General features: G+C 70.2%; 11 protein-coding genes. 7 read left to right on the forward strand and 4 right to left on the reverse strand.

Annotation, left to right across the window (positions count from 1 at the left end):
- Nucleotide 1: 1 nt before the first annotated feature.
- From RIV14_RS06495 to RIV14_RS06510, 4 genes are all read right to left on the reverse strand, one after another.
- The gene (locus tag RIV14_RS06495) at nt 2–2,557 is read right to left on the reverse strand and encodes a DUF5682 family protein (protein WP_075372643.1); all 2,556 of its coding nucleotides are present in this window, start codon (nt 2,555–2,557) and stop codon (nt 2–4) included.
- The gene (locus RIV14_RS06500; RefSeq protein WP_075372644.1) at nt 2,554–3,678 is read right to left on the reverse strand and encodes an ATP-binding protein; all 1,125 of its coding nucleotides are present in this window, start codon (nt 3,676–3,678) and stop codon (nt 2,554–2,556) included. The genes RIV14_RS06495 and RIV14_RS06500 overlap by 4 nt, the downstream gene beginning before the upstream one ends.
- A gap of 55 nt (nt 3,679–3,733) precedes the next feature.
- On the reverse strand, nt 3,734–4,714 hold the full coding sequence (locus RIV14_RS06505; protein ID WP_075372645.1) for an electron transfer flavoprotein subunit alpha/FixB family protein: 981 nt from the start codon (nt 4,712–4,714) through the stop codon (nt 3,734–3,736).
- 97 nt (nt 4,715–4,811) lie between these two features.
- Nucleotides 4,812–5,570 (reverse strand): electron transfer flavoprotein subunit beta/FixA family protein, encoded by a 759-nt coding sequence (locus RIV14_RS06510; protein ID WP_075372646.1) that lies wholly within the window; start codon nt 5,568–5,570, stop codon nt 4,812–4,814.
- Nucleotides 5,571–5,773: 203 nt separating this feature from the next.
- On the opposite strand from RIV14_RS06510, the gene glgX reads away from it, so the two are divergent.
- The 7 genes from glgX (at nt 5,774) to glgB (ending at nt 19,400) form a co-directional block, all read left to right on the forward strand.
- Nucleotides 5,774–8,191 carry a glycogen debranching protein GlgX gene (gene glgX / locus RIV14_RS06515; protein WP_075372647.1) on the forward strand — a complete coding sequence of 806 codons (2,418 nt, stop codon included), beginning with the start codon at nt 5,774–5,776 and terminating at the stop codon, nt 8,189–8,191.
- A gap of 43 nt (nt 8,192–8,234) precedes the next feature.
- Complete coding sequence (locus tag RIV14_RS06520) at nt 8,235–9,962, forward strand: alpha/beta hydrolase (protein ID WP_075372648.1); 1,728 nt, start codon at nt 8,235–8,237, stop codon at nt 9,960–9,962.
- 63 nt (nt 9,963–10,025) lie between these two features.
- Nucleotides 10,026–11,138 (forward strand): tryptophan--tRNA ligase, encoded by a 1,113-nt coding sequence (trpS, locus tag RIV14_RS06525; protein ID WP_075372649.1) that lies wholly within the window; start codon nt 10,026–10,028, stop codon nt 11,136–11,138.
- A 131-nt stretch (nt 11,139–11,269) separates the two neighbouring features.
- Entirely contained in the window at nt 11,270–13,429 is a 2,160-nt protein-coding gene (locus tag RIV14_RS06530) for an alpha-1,4-glucan--maltose-1-phosphate maltosyltransferase (RefSeq protein ID WP_275531681.1), read from the forward strand.
- A 26-nt stretch (nt 13,430–13,455) separates the two neighbouring features.
- Nucleotides 13,456–15,720, forward strand: a complete 2,265-nt coding sequence (gene treS, locus RIV14_RS06535) for a maltose alpha-D-glucosyltransferase (RefSeq protein WP_428978868.1) — start codon at nt 13,456–13,458, stop codon at nt 15,718–15,720.
- The gene (locus tag RIV14_RS06540) at nt 15,623–17,077 is read left to right on the forward strand and encodes a phosphotransferase (RefSeq protein ID WP_428978869.1); all 1,455 of its coding nucleotides are present in this window, start codon (nt 15,623–15,625) and stop codon (nt 17,075–17,077) included. Before treS ends, RIV14_RS06540 begins: the two co-directional genes overlap by 98 nt.
- A gap of 88 nt (nt 17,078–17,165) precedes the next feature.
- Complete coding sequence (gene glgB / locus RIV14_RS06545) at nt 17,166–19,400, forward strand: 1,4-alpha-glucan branching protein GlgB (protein WP_075372650.1); 2,235 nt, start codon at nt 17,166–17,168, stop codon at nt 19,398–19,400.
- Nucleotides 19,401–19,612 lie beyond the last annotated feature (212 nt).

A 19,612-nucleotide genomic window follows, 5' to 3' on the forward strand; every position in this document is an offset into this window, starting at 1 on the left:
GTCACCCTGCCCACTCCCCCAGTCCGTCGCGCACCAGGGAGGCGACCAGCTCCCGCTCGAGCTGGGCCCCGAGCGCGGCGTGGGCCGGATCCACGTTCCAGACGGTGTCGAGATCGGAGGCGGCGGTCCCGACGAGCTGCGCCACCATCCCTGCCAGGCGATGAGTCTCCATGGGCCTCAGTGTGGTGAAGGCCCGGCGCAGGTCAGGCAGTGCGGCGACGAAGGCCCGATCATCAAGGCAGGTCAGAGCCCCGGTGACGGCCTCGACGGCGTCGGGAGAGTGCAGAAGCACGTCCGGGGCGGTTCGCACCAGGCCCACGATGAAGTCTGCGGCCCGCACCGGATCCGCACCCACGGCGAGATGAGTGACGACGGCGCGCACCGCCTCCTCCTCGCTGAGTACCCGCACAGAGGCCGCGATGCCGGTGGCACAGCCGACAAGGACCGCGGCTGCGTCGCGGTTTCGACGCAGAATCTCGATCTCACGCAGTACCGCCCCGAAGCCGGCGTTCTGGGCGGCCTCACCGGTGCGCTCGTCATCGGCAGCTGACCGGGTGATTCGGGTGATGAGGTCTCGTACCGAGATGAGGGCCTCAACGGCCCTGGCCGCCTCCTGGTCCTCCAGCCCGACCAGGTCGGAGACACGTCGGGCGATCATGGCGTCACCCCGGTGCAGAAGGGATCGGATCCGCGAAGCGGCCTGGTCCAGGCGCAGTCGGGACGTGGACTCGATCAGGTCCGTCAACCGGTGCAGGACCTCGACGAGCTCCCCCAAGTCGCTGAGCTGCCCGAGACTGTTCTCGAGGCGGTCGCACACGTCGCCGGTCTCGGCGTCGAGCCCCATGACCGCCAGCTCACTGACCAACGCCACCAGGGTCTCGGCGCTGAGCTCACCGGCGAGCCGCTGGGCCAGTCGGGTTCGCACGAGGACATCGAGATCGGGGGCCTCCTGCGCCGCGCGCACGAGTGCGGCCTCCACCATGGGGGTCCAGGCGTAGACCCACTCCTCGAGGAACTGTCCCATGCCGGTTCCGGCGACGAGATCGGCCCCTGAGATCTGGTGGGCGAAGCCGGAGCCGACGAAACGCAGGCGGGCAAGCAGCTCGCGGCGCTCGCGGTGGCGAGGTCGGCGGCTGGTGTCGAGGCTGACGCGGTGCTCGACGGCGTCGTCGATGATGAAGCGCGCGGCGCGCAGGCGGTCACGCGCCTGGCGGACCAGTGGCGGGGTGGCGATGCCGTCGGGCACCTCTCCCACGTCGGAGGCAGCAAGGACGGAGTCAACGGCGGCTCCCAGATTGCCCGATAGCCCGGTTTCGTCCTTGGCCAGGCAGCTGGTGAGGGCGTCAAGGATGTCACAGCGTCCGGGCCATGCCCGGCCGCGCAGTGCGGCCAGTCCCATGGCTTGCTCCACGGTGGCGAGCACTTGGGCGGTCCCCAGTGGTTCGCCGAGCCCCCGCAGGGCGGTGGCGACGTCGATGACCACGGTGGTGGCGAAGGCTCGGGCAGCCTCAGCCGGTTCTTGGGTCGTCTGGGCAGTGCGCCGCGTGGGTCGTCGGGAGCCTGTGCCGCTGCGTGCAAGAGGACCGGCCCCGGTGCGGGCCCGCCAGGCTCGCTGCCACAGGCCCGGCGAGGGCATGCCGGCGCCGTATCCGCGCAGGGCGTCGAGGCGTGCGTAGTCGTAGCGGATGAGCCATGCCGGCCCGCCGGGCTGGGGCTGCGGCTCGGGCAGCCATGCGGCGTGCTCGGTCGCGTCGAGGTAGTCGAGCAGTGCCATGGTGTGAAAGCCCCCGGTGACAACCACGACCGGGGCGGCCGGAGCAGCGGCGTTCGTCTCGCCGACACCAGTCGATGCGGATGATTCTGGCAGATGTCGTCTCAGAGCGGCTGCCATGACGGCCTCGCGGGCGTGGGTGCCGTCGGTATCGAGGACCTCACGCTCAACGTCGAGCCGGGCCAGCCCCGCCCACGCCAGGGTATCGGAGAAGAAGCCCCGCCAGGATCGGATATCGGCGGTGGCCCGGTCCTCGAAGAGGTGCTCCCAGACCTCGTCGTGGTCCCGGCAGCCTAGGCGCCGGGCGAGGGCGTCCAGGCTGCGCGAGCGCGCTAGGTACCGCTCGGCCTGGAGCGTGCGGGCGACCCCGCCTCGAGCATCACCGCGAGAATCGCCGCGAGAATCGTCATCCTCTCGAAGGCAGGCGCTGCGGTCGATGAAGGCGGCCTCGACCCCGTGCTCCCCCGCCCACCGCAGAGCCACCCACTCCGGGGAGAACTCGGCCAGCGGGTAGTAGGAGGCGGTGCGCTCCCCCAGGGAGAGCAGTGCCACCGGCGGAACGGTCCGCGGGTCCTGAAGGGAGGGCAAAAGGGCGGCGTACTCGACCGGCCCCTCGATGAGGACCGCGGTGGGGTGCACCTCCTCCAGAAGGGCCGACAGGGCCAGGGCGCAGGCGGGCGAGTGGTGGCGGACGGGGACGAGGTGAACGCCCGCCTCGCCCCAGCGCCGCTGGGCGTCCAAGGCGCGCTGGAGCCGGGCGGGAACCTGCGTCGTCGGAGCGCTCACTCCCACAGTCCTTGGGAGGCAACCAGGAAGTCTCTCCACTCGGCGCTGCTCTCGGCCCGTTCACGCACCACCGAGTCGAGGTAGAAACGGATGCGCGTGGCATCCTCGTCCTCGCCCTTGAGCGCTACTCCCACCATCTGGCGGGCGATGTCGGAGGCCCTGACCGTGCCGTCGCCGAGGTAGCGGGCGCTCAACGACGCGGCCACACCGACGTTGACGGCCTCCGCGGTGGACATGACGGTCTCGGGGCGCTTGACCGGGGTACCGGCCTGCGTGGTCCCGGTGCGCAGGTCAGCGAAGGCGGTGACCAGGACGTCGAGTACCTGGGGGCTCATGGGCGCCCGCTGCTCGCCGAGCTCGGCGTCCAGGGCACGCTCAATGAGCTCGGCCTCGAAGGCTCGGTCGGTGATGGGTCGCACCGTCTCGAAGTTGAAGCGCCGCTTGAGCGCGGAAGACATCTCGTGGACGCCGCGGTCACGCAGGTTCGCGGTGGCGATGACGTTGAATCCCTGAGCCGCGCTGACGCGGAAGCCGTCTCCCAGCTCCGGGACCATGAGCTGCTTCTCGGAGAGCACGGAGACGAGCGTGTCCTGGATCTCGGGCGGGCAGCGAGTGATCTCCTCGAAGCGCACGATGCTGCCCTGCTCCATGGCCTGGTAGACCGGCGAGGGCACCAGGGCCCTGCGCGTAGGGCCCTCGGCGATGAGGAGCGCGTAGTTCCACGAGTAGCGGACGTGGTCCTCGGTGGTGCCGGCAGAGCCCTGGATGGTCAGGGTCGAGGCGCCGCAGACCGCTGCGGCGAGCAGCTCGGAGAGCATGGACTTCGCGGTTCCCGGTTCGCCGACGAGCATGAGGCCCTGGCGTCCGAGCAGCGTCACGATCGCCCGGTCGACGAGCGGGTCGTCCCCGTAGAACTTCCGGGTGACACCGAGATCCTCGTCCCCGACGATGAAGGCGCGCACGGAGTGCGGCGACAGGCGCCACCCCCGGGGGATCTCCGCGCCGCGCTGGGCGTCGGCGGCCGCCAGGGCGGCCAGCTCATCGGCCCACCGCTCCTCAGCGGCAGGACGCAGCGCCTTACTCGTCTCAGGCGCAGGCCGTCCGCTCGATCCTGCGGTCATCTTCCTGCCTCCACAGATCGATCGGTGCTGCCTCGTCCGTCCACCCGTTGCCGTATCAGCCGCGCAGCCTGGCGAGCTCCTCGACGAGCTGGGGCACGACCTCGGTGACGTCGCCGACGACGCCGAAGTCGGCCATCTCGAAGATCGGAGCCTCGGAGTCGTCGCAGATGGCGACGACCGTGCCGGCCCCCTGGATGCCGCTGGTGTGGTGGACGGCGCCGGAGACGCCCAGGCCGATGTACAGGCGCGGAGAGATGGTCTCGCCGGTCTGACCGATCTGGGCACTGCGCTCAATCCAGCCCTCGTCACAGGCCACGCGGGTGGCTCCGACGGCGGCGTCGAGCGGCTGGGCCAGGGAGCGGACCAGGTCGAAGTCGCCGTCCACACCGCGGCCGCCCACGACGACGGTGCGTGCCTCGCTCAGGGCCGGGCCGGAGGCGACGGAGGTGGCCTCGCGTGAGACGAGGCGCACGGCGGCGGCCTCGGCGCTCACGGGGACCTCGAGGGGCTCGGCCGTCAGGGGCGCGCCCTCGGCCGTGGTGACCTCGGCGATCCCGGGGCGCACGGCGATGATCGGCGCGCTGCCGCCCGAGGCGACGCCGGCGGTGGTGGACCAGGAGCCGGACAGGACCAGCTTGGAGGCGCGTAGCTCGGCGCCGGCGGCCTCCAGGGCGGTGACGTCGCAGACGCAGGCCGAGCCGAGTACGACGGCGGCCCGCCCGGCCAGCTCCTTGCCACGGTAGTCGGAGACGACCAGGACCGCGGCGGGCTGGACGGTGCCGGCGGCCGCCACGACGGCGTCGGCCGCGGTGGCGGGCAGGTGGGCGGCCTCACCCAGGTCGGCGGTCAGCAGGCGGGTGGCGCCGGCACCGGCCAGGGCCGCGCGAGCGGCCTCACCCAGGTGCTGGAGGGCCAGGGCGACGACGTCGCCGCCGGTCAGCTCCCGAGCGGCGGTGAGCAGCTCCAGGCTGGGGCCGGTGGGGGCGGCCTCGGTGGTCTCGAGGTCGACGAGGACGAGCAGGGGGGCATCGAGCATGGGAATCAGCTTCTTTCGCGAGTGGTATGAGGCGGACGGGCGGCGCTACGGCATCCAGCGCCCCGGCTGGGGGACGTGGGGGCGCTGCGGCCGGCCGTCAGACGAGCTTGTTCTCCACGAGCCAGGCGGCGAGCTCGCGGCCCGCTTCCCCGGCGTCGGTGCGGATGATGCCGGCCTCACGGGCGGGTCGGGCCTCGTCGTCGACGACGGTGACAGCCGGCTCGGCGATCTGGAGGCCGAGCTCGGAGGCGTCCCAGAAGTCGATGGGCTTCTTCTTCGCGGCGCGCATGGCGGCGAAGTTGGGGTAGCGGGGCTCGTTGGCCTGGTCGGTGACGCTGACGAGCGCGGGCAGCGCAGCGCTGAGGACCTCGCGGACGGTGCCCACGGTGCGGGTGACGGTCACGACGCCGCCGTCGACCTCGAGGTGGTTGGCCAGCGTCAGGGCCGGACGGTGCAGGGCGGCGGCCAGGGCGCCGGGCAGCATGGAGGTCATGGAGTCCAGGGAGGCCATACCGGTGACAACCAGGTCGACCTCGCCGATGCGCTCGATGGCGGCGGCCAGGACCCGGGCGGTGGTGACGACGTCGGCTCCGGCCAGGTCGTCGTCGGCGACGACGATCCCGGAGTCGGCCCCCATCTGCAGGGCGCGGCGCACCCCGTCCTCAGCGTCCTCAGGCCCCATGGTCAGGGCGATGACCTCGCCGTCGGCCTCCTCGGCCAGGGTGACGGCGGCCTCGACGGCGTTCTCGTCGAGCTCGTTGAGGACATCCTCCTCGCCGCGCACGAGTCGACCGTCCTCGATGCGGCGCTCGGACTGCACGTCGGGAACGTGCTTGATGCAGACCACGATTCTCATGGGATCAAGGTTGCCATAACAGCGGCATCTCACCACTGAGCGCTCAGTCACCCTGACACGGCGTCAGGACAAGGATCGGAACGACGAAATGATGACGACGCCGTCACGCCCGGTGGCCTAAACGCGACGCGGCGCACTCCTACGAGGGAGACCTCACTACCCCTCAAGTGGTAGCAACCGGCAGCCGCCAGGACAATGGGCCCATGTCTTCGACGCCAGAGCCCGCCCCAGCACCGCGCGCCGAGCTGCCAGCAGCTCCCGACCACAGCCTGGGCGTCGCTCTGAACGGAGACGGCGCGGACTTCGCGGTCCACGCCCCGCACGCCACGGCCGTGGACCTGTGCCTGCTGACCATGGGTGCCGACGGCGCCGTGGTGGAGGAGACCCGGATCGGGATGCACGGGCCCTCGCGGGGCCTGTGGAGCGCCCACGTCCCCGGCGTCGGAGCCGGTCAGCGCTACGGCTACCGCGCCTACGGGCCCTGGAACCCGCACGAGGGCCTGCTCTACAACCCCCACAAGCTGCTGTTGGACCCCTATGCCCGCGCCCTGGACGGCCGAGTGGATCTGGGGCCGGCTGTCTACGCCCACGAGGTCACTGACGACCTGGTTCCGGCGGCCGAGCCCTGGAGGCCCTCGCACCTGGACTCGGCCGGCGCCACCGCCGTCGGCGTGGTCACCGGCGACACCTTCCCGGTGGTTCCGGGGCCGCGCGTGCCTCGCGAGCGGACCGTCATCTACGAGGCCCACGTCAAGGGCCTGACCTACCTGCTGCCGGGCGTGCCCGAGGATCTTCGCGGCACCTACGCGGGGCTGGCCCACTCGGTGACGGTCGAGCACCTCAAGGGCCTGGGGATCACCACGATCGAGCTGCTGCCGATCCACGCCTCGGTGAGTGAGCCCTTCCTGATCAAGCGGGGCCTGACCAACTACTGGGGCTACTCCACTCTCAGCTACTTCGCGCCCGAGCCCTCCTACGCCACGGCCGCGGCGCGTGCAGCCGGCCCACAGGCGGTCCTGGACGAGGTGCGCGGCATGGTCTCCATGCTCCACGAGGTCGGCCTGGAGGTCGTGCTCGACGTCGTCTACAACCACACCTGCGAGGGCGGTGTCGACGGCCCCTCCTTGAGCCTGCGCGGCCTGGACAACCTGGACTACTACCTGCACGCCCCCTACCTGCCGGCGCAGTACATGGACGTCACCGGCACCGGCAACACGGTGGACTTCCGGGCCACCGGGGCGATCCGGTTGGCCCTGGACTCGCTGCGCTACTGGGTCACCGAGGTCGGCGTCGACGGCTTCCGCTTCGACCTGGCCACCACCCTGGGCCGCCATGCCGCGGAGTTCTCGCCGCGCCACCCGCTGCTCACGGCGATCGCCACGGACCCGGTGCTCAGCACCGTCAAGCTCATCAGCGAGCCCTGGGACGTGGGGCCCGGCGGCTGGCGCACCGGCCAGTTCCCCGAGCCCTTCCAGGACTGGAACGACCACTTCCGCGACACCACGCGCTCCTTCTGGCTGCGCGACGCCTCAGAGATCTCCAAGGGCCGTCTGGGCTCGGACCTGCGTGACCTGGCGACGCGCCTGTCGGGCAGCGCGGACCTGTTCAGCCACGGGGAGTTCCCCGGCGGTCGCGGCCCGCTGGGCTCGGTCAACTTCGTGGCGGCGCACGACGGCTTCACCCTGCGTGACCTGGTGGTCTATGACCACAAGCACAATCTGGCCAACAAGGAGGACAACCGCGACGGCAACTCCAACAACCGCTCCTGGAACCACGGTTTTGAGGGAGACGTCGTCGAGGGCATCAACGGTGGTCCGATCGAGGTGCTGCGCCGCCGGTCGATGCGCAACCTGCTGGCCACCGTGCTGCTGAGCGCCGGGACCCCCATGCTGGTGGCCGGCGACGAGATGGGGCGCACCCAGCAGGGCAACAACAACTGCTACTGCCAGGACTCCGTGCTCTCCTGGGTGGACTGGAACCTGGAGGTCTGGCAGCGCGACCTGGTCGCCACGACGCGCTTCCTCATCCACCTGCGCCACACCCACCCGGTGGCGCGCCCTTCGCGCTTCGCGACCGGGCAGGTCCTTGACGGTGACACGATCGCGGATCTGGCCTGGTACCGGGCGGACGCCGCACCGATGGACGGGGACTCCTGGCACGACCCGCTCACTCGCGTGGTCCAGATGCTGCGCTCGGGCCGTCCCTGGGACGACGACGACATGCTCGTGGTCATCAACGGCGCCCTGGACCAGGTCGACGTCGTCCTGCCCGAGGGGCGCGGAACCGACTGGCACCTGGCCTGGGACTCGACCTGGGCGGTCCCCCAGCCTCATACCGCCCCCTTCTCCCAGGCGCGGCGCGTGAGCCGAAGCCCCCAAGACACTCAGACCGACGTCATCATCGAGACGGACGACGCCGGCGAGGTCAAGGACGTCAAGACCGTGGCGGGCAGCCCTGAGGGTCACACCGTTGAGAGTCTCACGGACTGCCATCACGACCGCCCGGGTGACACGACGATGCTGGAGGCGCTGTCTCTGCGGGTCTACTTCTCCGGTGAGTCGCTCGAGACCCTCAAGGCGGGTCCCCAGACCGAACAGACCGAGGCGGTCGGTGCCAGCTAGGGCTGCCGCACCAGACAGTTGATTCGGCATAGGCTGGTGCCCGATGCTGACGTTTCCTCCCCCTGTTGAACGCGCCTGGGACCGTCTGCGGCCGGACCTGGCAGGACTGGTCCTGGGCTCAGTGTTCTTCGTCCTGGCACTGACACCGTCGCTCATCCCCCGCGACATCCTCTTCCAGGGGGTGGCCTGCGGGCTGTGCGCGGCAACCGGTTACCTCGTAGGCGTCTGGTTGTCGTGGAACTGGCGTACCTGGGTGAGCAAGGTGGTGCAGATCCTGTGGGAGGCCAGTGGCAGGAGTCTGCCGTCCTGGGTGCCTCGCTGGAGGCGACGGGTGGAGTTCACGCTGAGTGTTATCGTGGTTTTAGGACTCAACGCGATCCTGCTGCAGGCGGTCCATTGGCAGCAGCAGGTGGCCTCCCTGACTGACTACCGCGCCTACACGCCCGCGCAGTACCTGCTGGTCTTCCCCGTGGGCTTCAGCATCTGGATGGCCCTGGTCATGGTGGGGCGCGGCTTCCTGCGCCTGGAGGCCTGGCTGAAGCGGCACCTGCCTCAGCGACTGCCACTGCCGGTGCGCTCGGTATCTTCCTGGATCATCGTGCTCGTGCTGGTATTCACGCTGGTGAACCAGACGATCCCGGGCATCATCATCCGGGGCGCGGAGTCGGCCTTCTCCGTGCGCAACAGTGCGGATCCGCCTTCGACGCCGCGGCCGACGGCGGCCGAGCGCTCGGGCTCGCCGGAGTCTCTCGTGGCGTGGGAGTCCCTGGGGGCCTATGGCAAGCGTTTTGTGGGCCGGGGCCTGAACGCGCAGGGCCTTGAGAAGGTGACCTCCCGGCCGGCCAGTGAGCCGATCCGCGTCTACGCCGGGTTGGAGAGCGCGGGGAGTGACCAGGCACGGGCCGCACTCGTCGTCGAAGAGCTGAAGCGCACCGGGGCGGCCTCCCGCTCGGCGATCATGATCGCCCCGACGACGGGGACCGGTTGGGTGGACCCAGTGGCGGCTCTGTCACTGGAGGTGCTCTACGACGGCGATACGGCGATCGCGGCCGCCCAGTACTCCTACCTGCCCTCAGGGGTGCAGTTCATCGCCGACACCGACAGGGCCCGGGCCTCCGGCAAGGCGCTGGTGACGGCTGTCGTGGCCTGGTGGAAGACGCTTCCAGAAGGCGACCGACCCCGGCTGCTGCTGTATGGGGAGTCGATGGGAGTGCTGGCCGGTGAAGCCGCCTTCGACAGCTTGGCCGACGTCCTGGACTCGGTCGACGGCGTCCTGTGGGCGGGCCCGCCCAACTCCTCGAGACTGTGGCAAGACCTGGTGACGCGGCGCGATCCGGGCACGGAGGAGGTAGACCCCACCTACTCGGCCGGCCTGACGGTGCGCTTCGCCCAGGACCAGGAGGATATGGAGGCCTTCGCCGGCGACACCACCTGGGGAGACCAGAGGATCCTCTACATCCAGCATGCGAGCGACCCGGTGGTGTGGTGGTCGCCGAGGCTGATCCGTCAGACACCGGACTGGTTACGGGAGCAGCCTGGGAAGGATCGCTCCCCCACCATGCGCTGGATGCCCTACATCACCTTCTTCCAAGTGAGCGCGGACCTGCCGCGGGCGATGAACGTGCCTGCTGGGCACGGGCACCGCTACGGTGCCGAGATCCTCGATGGGTTGGCCCTGATCAGTCATGACAGCTCTTTCACTCCCGAGCGCGTCGCCCAGGCCCGCCAGGAGCTGGAGCGCGCCTTGGCCACTCAGCCTTCCGATGACTGAGCCCGGGGCCGGGCAACGCCTGCCCCAGTCCGTCACAGCACCACCACCCCCTAGGATGAGGCCATGACTCAGACTCCCACCGCGGCCGAGGAGGCCCTGGCCAACGCCACCAATGACGCTTCCCTGGCCCGATCCATCGCCCGCTCCGCCGAGATCGAGGCCGATATCGCCGTCAACCCCGGCCGCTACCGGATGTTCACCGGGGTCCGCCCCACCGGGAACATGCACCTGGGCCACTACTTCGGCACCATGCACTCCTGGAAGACGATCCAGGACGCGGGCGTGGAGACCTGGATCCTCGTGGCCGACTACCAGGTCATCACCGACCGCGACGGCGTCGGCCCCATTCGCGAGCGGGTCCTGTCCCTGGTCACCGACGCCCTGGCGGTGGGCGTGGACCCGCAGCGCTCGACGATCTTCGCCCACTCGGCGGTCCCGGCCCAGAACCAGCTGATGCTGCCCTTCCTGTCCCTGGTCACCGAGTCCGAGCTGCACCGCAACCCCACGGTGAAGTCCGAGCTGGAGGCCACCGACGGGCGGGCCATGAGCGGCCTGCTGCTCACCTACCCGGTCCACCAGGCCACCGACATCCTCTTCTGCCAGGCCAACCTCGTGCCCGTCGGGAAGGATCAGCTCCCCCACCTGGAGCAGGCCCGGCTCATCGCCCAGCGTTTCGACAAGCGCTACGGGCGGGCGGTCAAGGACCACCCGGTCTTCCGCCGCCCCGAGGCGCTGCTCAGCCAGGCCCCGATGCTGCTGGGCCTGGACGGGGAGAAGATGAGCAAGTCGCGCCGCAACACGATCGAGCTGCGCATGAGCGCCGACGAGACCGCCAAGGCCCTCAAGAAGGCCAAGACGGACTCCGAGCGCGTCATCACCTATGACCCGGTCACCCGGCCGGAGGTCTCCAACCTGTTGATGCTGGCCTCCCTGTGCGGGGCGGGCGCTCCCGAGGAGATCGCCGAGCGCATCGGCGACGGCGGGGCGGGCACGCTCAAGAAGGTCACCACGGAGGCCGTCAACGAGTTCTTCGCCCCCATCCGGGCCCGTCGCACCGAGCTGGCGGCCAACGAGGACTACCTCCTGGAGGTCCTGCGGCAGGGCAATGCTCGGGCCAACGAGGTCGCTACCAGGACGCTCGACGACGTCCGCACCGCCATGCAGATGAACTACTGACGGCTTGTCGGCTGCTGAACCGACCTGCCCAGCCACCCGATCGGCCCGGTTCGCGACGCGCGTACCGGGCCGATCCGCGCCCTGCGAGCCGGCATGTGACTCAGCTCGTTTCTCATCGTAGTCTTGTTCCTGTGACTCTGAACACGACGCCGATGGCCGGCAAGAAGCAGTCCACCCGTCCCTCCAAGTCCTCTGCCGCTCCCACCGATGCACCCGCCCAGGGCACCGGGACGCAGACCACGCCGGCGGTGCCGTCCGCGAGCTCCGCGGCGCCACAGCCGGCCCCGTTCTCGCTGATCGGCCGGATCCCGGTCACGGAGGTCTTTCCCGTCGTCGAGGACGGGCGCTGGCCGGCCAAGGCCGTCGTCGGCGAGGTCATCCCGATCCGCGCCACCGTCTTCCGCGAGGGGCACGACTGCTACGGCGCCACCGCGGTGCTGGTGCGTCCCGACGGCAGTGACGGCCCGAGCGCCCGCATGCACGACATCGCCCCGGGACTGGACCGCTATGAGGCCTCCGTGGCGCCCGACGCCCCCGGGGACTGGCGCTTCCGCGTCGAGGGGTGGTCGGACCCGTACGCCACCTGGAGTCACGACGCCGGCATCAAGGTGCCCGCCGGGATCGACGTCGAACTCATGCTGGAGGAGGGCGCCCGGGTCCTGGACCGGGCGGTGGCCATCGAGGGACGTGACGAGGAGGGCATCAAGGCCCTCAACGACGCCGTATGGATCATGCGCGACCCCTCCAACCCCGTGGCCGACCGCCTGGCTGCGGGCATGTCGGACTCGGTCAAGGCCGCCCTGGAGCGCCTGCCGCTGCGCGACCACGTCTCCCCCTCCGCCGAGTACCCCCTCCAGGTGGACCGCGAGCGCGCCCTGATCGGCTCCTGGTATGAGATCTTCCCGCGCTCGCTGGGCTCGGGGGTCAACGAGGACGGCACCTGGCACTCGGGGACGCTGCGCAGCGCGGCCGAGCGGCTGGACCGCATCGCGGCCATGGGCTTCAACGTCCTCTACCTCACGCCCATCTCCCCCATCGGCCTGACCAACCGCAAGGGTCGCAACAACACCTTGACGGCCCAACCCGGTGACCCCGGTTCCCCCTACGGCATCGGCTCCCCCGACGGCGGGCACGACGCCATCCACCCCGACCTGGGCACCTTCGAGGACTTCGACGCCCTGGTGGCCCGTTCGCGTGAGCTGGGTATGGAGGTGGCCCTGGACCTGGCGCTCCAGTGCTCCCCGGACCACCCGTGGGTGACCGAGCACCCGGAGTGGTTCACAGTTCTGGCCGACGGCTCGATCGCCTACGCCGAGAACCCGCCCAAGAAGTACCAGGACATCTACCCGCTCAACTTCGACAACGACCCCGAGGGCATCTATCAGGCGATCCTGGGGGTCGTGCACACCTGGATCGCACACGGCGTGACGATCTTCCGGGTGGACAACCCCCACACTAAGCCCCTGGCCTTCTGGCAGCGGCTCATCGCCGAGATCCACGCCGAGTCCCCCGACGTGCTGTTCCTGGCCGAGGCCTTCACCCGTCCCGCCATGATGCGCACCCTGGGCATGATCGGCTTCCACCAGTCCTACACCTACTTCGCCTGGCGTAACACCAAGCAAGAGCTCATCGAGTACATGATGGAGCTCAGCAAGGGCACCGCCCACCTGCTGCGTCCAGCCTTCTGGCCCACCACGCACGACATCCTCACGCCCTTCATGACCAACGGGAAGGTGCCGGCCTTCAAGCTGCGCGCCGTCCTGGCGGCCACGCTCTCGCCGACCTGGGGCATCTACTCGGGCTACGAGCTGGCCGAGTCCACGCCGCGCCCGGGCTATGAGGAACAGATCGACAACGAGAAGTACGAGTACAAGCCGCGCGACTTCGCCACCGCCCGTCGCAACGGGATCGAGAACCTGCTCACCCGTCTCAACGCCGCCCGATCCTCCCACCCGGCCCTGCGCCAGCTGCGGGACATCTACTTCCACCCCACCAGCGATGACCAGCTCCTCGCCTACTCCAAGCGGGTGGATGCCTTCCACAGCCCCACGGGCAGGGAGGATGTCGTCCTGACGGTGGTCAACCTCGACCCGCACGGGGCGCGCGCCGGCGAGGTCTACCTCAACCTGGAGGCCCTGGGCCTGCCGGGCTGGGTGGATGCCTCACGCCCGGTGGTCAGAGTGACCGACGAGCTCACTGGAGACACCTACGACTGGTCGGGGCAGAACTACGTACGCCTTGATCCCTTCGCCGGGCAGGTCGCCCACGTCTTCTCCGTGGAGCCGTTGTGAGCACGGACCCGATGAGCACCGGCCCGATGCCTGCTGGCAACGAGCCGCAGGCCGCAGTGCCGGTCGGCCCTTTCGGCCAGCCTGTGCCGGGGAGTGTCCCTGTAGCGGCTCCCTTGGCCGCTGCCGGAACCGTGGCCATGGCGGCGCTGCCCACCCCCAGCGGCGGGATCCCCATGCCGATGACGGTGGCACCGCCGATCCCCGGCGTACCGGTCCTGCCCGCTCAGGCCCGGCCCGGCCTGAGCCCGGACCCCGAGTGGTTCCGCACGGCGGTCTTCTACGAGGCGCTGCTGCGCTCCTTCGCCGACTCCGACGGCGACGGCGTCGGGGACCTGCGCGGGTTCATCTCCCGGCTGGACTATTTGGCGTGGCTGGGCGTGGACTGCGTGTGGATCCCGCCCTTTTACCCCTCCCCCGGGCGCGACGGAGGCTACGATATCTCCGACTACACGGCCATCGACCCGCGCTACGGAACGATGGAGGACTTCCGCGAGCTGGTCCACCAGGCCCACCAGCGTGGGATCCGCATCATCATCGACATGGTCGTCAACCACACCTCGGACGCCCACCCCTGGTTCCAGGCCTCCCGCTCGGACCCCGAGGGTCCTTACGGAGACTTCTACGTGTGGGCCGACGACGACTCCGGCTACGACGACGCCCGCATCATCTTCGTGGACACCGAGGAGTCCAACTGGGCCTACGACGTCGAGCGCGGCCAGTTCTACTGGCACCGCTTCTTCTCCCACCAGCCCGACCTCAACTACCGCAACCCGGCGGTCATCGAGGCCATCCACGACGTCATCCGTTTCTGGGCGCGCACCGGGGTGGACGGCTTCCGCCTCGACGCCGTCCCCTACCTGATCGAGTCGGAGGGCACCAACTGCGAGAACCTGGCCGGTACCCACGAGATCATCGCTGGGATCCGCGAGATGCTCGACCGGGAGTTCCCCGGGACCATCACGCTGGCCGAGGCCAACCAGTGGCCCGAGGACGTCGTGGAGTACTTCGGCACCGAGGAGGTGCCCGAGTGCACCATGTGCTTCCACTTCCCGGTCATGCCGCGCATCTTCTTCGCGCTGCGGCAGGGCTCGGCCGAGGCCATTCGCTGGGTGCTGGAGAAGACCCCCGACATCCCCGCTCACGGGCAGTGGGGGACCTTCCTGCGCAACCACGACGAGCTGACCCTGGAGATGGTCACCGACGCCGAGCGCGACCAGATGTACGCCTGGTACGCCCCCGAGGAGCGTATGCGCGCCAACATCGGGATCCGGCGCCGCCTGGCCCCGCTCCTGGACGCCTCGCGCGCCGAGGTGGAGCTGGCCTACGCCCTACTCCTGTCGCTGCCGGGCAGCCCCTGCCTCTACTACGGCGACGAGATCGGCATGGGTGAGAACATCTGGCTGGAGGACCGCGACGCCGTGCGCACCCCCATGCAGTGGGACGACTCCCCCAACATGGGTTTCTCCTCCGTGGTTGACCCCGGCGCCCTGACGCTTCCGCTCATCCAGGCCCCTGGGTACGCGCACCTGAGGGTGGCCACTGAGATGGCCCGGCCCGACTCGCTGCTGCACTTCACCCGACGGATTCTGCACCTGCGCCGCGCCCACCCCGTGCTGGGTCGCGGGAGCTTCCTCCTGCGCTCCACCAGCGACGACGCCGTCCTGGCGCACACGCGCTGCGACGAGGAGCCAGGGCAGGGGGGCGAGACCCTCCTGTGCGTCGCCAACCTCTCGGCCACGCCCCGCTCGGTGACGATCGAGGTTCCCGAGCTGGCCGGGCGACGCACCATCGACCTGTTCGGCGGCTGCCCCTTCCCCTCCATCGACGAACACGGCCGCCTCACCCTGACGCTGGGCGCGCGCGGCTATTACTGGCTGTCGGTCGACAGGGACACGCCGGAGAGCGTGGAGAATGCCGGGGGCACGGAGCACTCGGGGGACTCCCAATCCTCCGCGCCCCCGGCCGACACCACCTCTACCCATACCGCCCAGAACCGCCCCACCGAGAGGATGCCTGATGCCCACCGATTCCATCTCCGCAGCCAAGGCAGCACAGAACGCGGCGTCGACCGCGCCCCCGCTGCGCAGCGCCGGGGCGCCGTCGACCTGGCCCAGCGACACCGAGATCCTGGCGGCCCTGGGCCCGTGGATGCTTCAGCGCCGCTGGTTCCCGCTCAAGGGGGACGCCGCCCCGGTGCCGGGCTCCTTGCGCATCATCGCCTCCTGGGAACCCGAGGAGGGCGTGCGCGACCTCGTCATAGCCGCACCGCGGGGCGACAGCGGGCACGGTGAGCACACCGGGCACAGTGGGCGCGCCCGGAGCGCCGTGCTGCTGCACGTACCGGTGGTCCTGGAGGCCGCCGAGGCGCTCGACTCCTTCGCCACCCCCGGTGAGGCACCCGGCAACCACGGCCTGCTGGTGACCACCGGCTCTCAGGGGTCACCCACGCAGGTGGCGCTCGTCGACGGCGCCCACCACCCGGCCTTCTGGCGGGCCTGGGCCCTGAACGCCCTGAAGGCGGGCACCGTCCTGGACGAGGCCGGAGCCCTGGCCATCGCCCAGCGGGCGCCGAGGCTGCGGGTGACCACCGGGGAGCAGTCCAACACCTCCGTCATCCTGCCGGCCCCTTCCGACCCCGCCGAGGCTCTTGGGGAGCAGGACGCCGCCACCGGTGACCTCATCGTCAAGCTCCTGCGGGTCCTGGAGCACGGGCGCAATCCCGACGTGGAGCTGTCGGTGGCCCTGGCCCGCAGCGGCTGGGACCGGGTGCCCACGCCGGTGGCCTGGTCCACCATGACCTGGACGCGCATGGGCGGCTGCGGCCAGCCCGCCCTGGAGGAGTCCACCGACTCGGCGGTGGCATGCAGCTTCGTGCCCCGGGCCGACGACGGCTTCGAGCTGTTCTGCTCCCTGGCCTCCACCGACGACGTCGACGGGCCGGTGCGGGCCCGCGCCGTCGACCTGGCCCGCGATCTGGGCCGCACGACGGCGCAGATGCACCACCACCTGGCCGCCTCCCTGGGCGCGAGCAGGCCCCCCTCGCCAGCCGAGCTCGCCGCCGCGCTGCGCAAGCGCGCCCGGTGGGCGCTGGAGGAGGTGCCCGAGCTCTCCGGCCACATCCCCGCCCTGGAGCTCAAGGTGGAGCGGGCTCTGGCCCGGCTCGAGGCGCTGGACGCCCTGGAACCGGCCACCCGCATCCACGGCGATTACCACCTGGGACAGGTTCTCCACGAGATCGACGGCGAGCAGCGCTGGTACGTCCTGGACTTCGAGGGCGAGCCCCTGCGCCCCCTGGCCCAGCGCTCCGACCCCGACCTGCCGGCTCGGGACGTGGCCGGCATGCTGCGCTCCTTCGACTACGCCGCCGCCGTCGGCAAGGCCCCCCACCCCGACTGGCTCCCCGCCGTGCGCACCGCCTTCGAGGAGGGCTACCGCCAGGGGCGCCAGGAGACCGGCTCGCCGGAGCCCTCGCCGACCGTGTCCAGCACCGAGGAGCAGGCAGAGGCCTCGTATCAGACGGTCCTGACCTGCCTGGAGCTCGACAAGGCCCTCTACGAGGCCGTCTACGAGGCCCGCAACCGTCCCGACTGGCTGGGCATCCCCATGGCGGGGATCGAGTCGGTCCTGTCCAAGCACACGGAGGGCTGAGCACGCAACGATCCTCCATCCCCGTCATCCCCATCGGTTTGACGTCCAAAAGCACCCGTTAATCACCAACGCATGGAAGAGTTGCTGTATGAGCGCCAACACACCTGAGAAGGACCTCGGCTCCGAGGCCCCAGTCGACCTCACCCCCGTCCCCGTGGACCCCTGGATCCTGGCTGACGTCGCCTACGCGCGCTACCACGACCCGCACGAGGTCCTGGGCGCCCACGTCGGCGAGAACGGAGTCACCATCCGCACCGTCCGCCACCTTGCCGACGACGTCGTCGTCGTCACCAAGGACGGCACCCACCCGGCCACCCATGAGCAGGACGGCGTCTGGGTGGCGGTCCTGCCCGGCCAGGAGATCCCCGACTACCGCATCAAAGTCACCTACGGCGACGAGACCACCACCGTCGACGACCCCTACCGCTACATGCCGACCCTGGGTGAGATGGACACCTACCTCATCTCCGAGGGCCGCCACGAGGAGCTGTGGGAGGTCCTGGGCGCCCACATCAAGCACTACGACGGCCCCATGGGCGAGATCGAGGGAACCGCTTTCGCCGTGTGGGCCCCCAACGCCCGCGCCGTGCGCGTCGTCGGCGACTTCAACTACTGGGACGGCACCGCCACCGCCATGCGCTCCCTGGGTTCCTCCGGGGTGTGGGAGCTGTTCGTGCCCGGCGTCGGGGTCGGTGCGCGCTACAAGTTCGAGATCTGCTTCGCCGACGGCTCCTGGCACCAGAAGGCCGACCCGATGGCCCGCGCCACCGAGGTCCCCCCGGCCACCGCCTCGGTCGTCACCGACCAGTTCCACCAGTGGGAGGACCAGGAGTGGATGGCCAAGCGCGCCGCCACCGACCCCCACAGCGGACCGATGAGCATCTACGAGGTCCACATCGGCTCATGGCGCCAGGGGCTGGGCTTCCGCGGCCTGGCCGAGGAGCTGGTCCCCTACGTCAAGGAGGCCGGCTTCACCCACGTGGAGTTCCTGCCGGTGGCCGAGCACCCCTTCGGCGGCTCCTGGGGCTACCAGGTCACCAGCTACTACGCCCCCACCTCGCGCTTCGGCACCCCGGACGACTTCCGCTACCTGGTGGACCAGCTCCACCAGGCCGGCATCGGCGTCATCCTGGACTGGGTTCCCGCCCACTTCCCCAAGGACGAGTGGGCCCTGGCCCGCTTCGACGGCACCCCGCTGTACGAGGACCCCGACCCGCAGCGAGGCGAGCACCCCGACTGGGGCACCTACGTGTTCAACTTCGGACGCAACGAGGTGCGCAACTTCCTGGTCGCCAACGCCCTGTACTGGCTCCAGGAGTTCCACGCCGACGGTCTGCGCGTCGACGCCGTGGCCTCCATGCTCTACCTGGACTACTCGCGCCAGGACGGCCAGTGGCACCCCAACCAGTTCGGCGGCCGCGAGCACCTGGAGGCCATCAGCTTCCTGCAGGAGGCCACCGCCACCGCCTACCGCAAGAACCCCGGCATCGTCATGGCCGCTGAGGAGTCCACGGCGTGGCCGGGCGTCACCGCCCCCACCGAGTACGGCGGCCTGGGCTTCGGGCTGAAGTGGAACATGGGCTGGATGAACGACACCCTGCGCTACCTCGCAGAGGACCCGGTCAACCGCCGCTACCACCACGGCGAGCTGACCTTCTCCCTCGTGTACGCCTTCTCCGAGCAGTTCATCCTGCCGCTGAGCCACGATGAGGTCGTCCATGGCAAGGGCTCTCTGCTGTCCAAGATGCCCGGCGACCACTGGCAGGAGCTGGCGGGCCTGCGCGCCCTGTACGCCTACCAGTGGTCCCACCCCGGCAAGCAGCTGCTGTTCATGGGGCAGGAGTTCGGTCAGGGAACCGAGTGGAACGCGGATACCTCCCTGGACTGGTGGATCCTGGACGACCCCGGCCACCAGGGGCTGCTCGCCCTGGTCAGCGACCTCAACCGCCTCTACCTGAGCTCGCCGGCCCTGTGGTCGGAGGACTTCTCCCACCGAGGATTCGAGTGGATCGAGGCCGGCGACGGCGACCACAACGTCCTGTCCTACCTGCGTAAGGGCACCGACGCCGACGGGCGGGCCGACCTGATGGTCTGCATCATCAACTTCGCCGGCACCCCGCACGAGGGCTACCGGGTGGGCCTGCCCTTCGCCGGGGACTGGGAGGAGGTCCTCAACACCGACTCCGAGGACTACGGCGGCTCCGGCGTGGGCAACCTGGGCCGTGTCGAGGCCGAGGACCTGCCCTGGAACGGGCGCCCGGCCTCCGTGAGCCTGCGGGTCCCCCCGATGGGAGCGGTCTTCCTGCGCCCGGCTCAGGGCTGACCCGGGCCGGAAACACGTACAGCGGTGGGGCGAGAGGCATGAGTCTCTCGCCCCACCGTGGTTTGCTACCCATAACGTGATCAGAACCTTGAACTCGACCCACCACTACCACCTATAAGCCGGTAGTCTGGGCCCTGTCTCGCACAGGCGCGCGGCCTCCGGTGCCCTGTAACTCTGCGTGCTCCGGTCGGTCCGGCCCCGTCGATGTACGA

This window comes from Actinomyces acetigenes, from assembly GCF_031296635.1.
GTDB classification, from domain to species: Bacteria; Actinomycetota; Actinomycetes; order Actinomycetales; family Actinomycetaceae; genus Actinomyces; species Actinomyces acetigenes.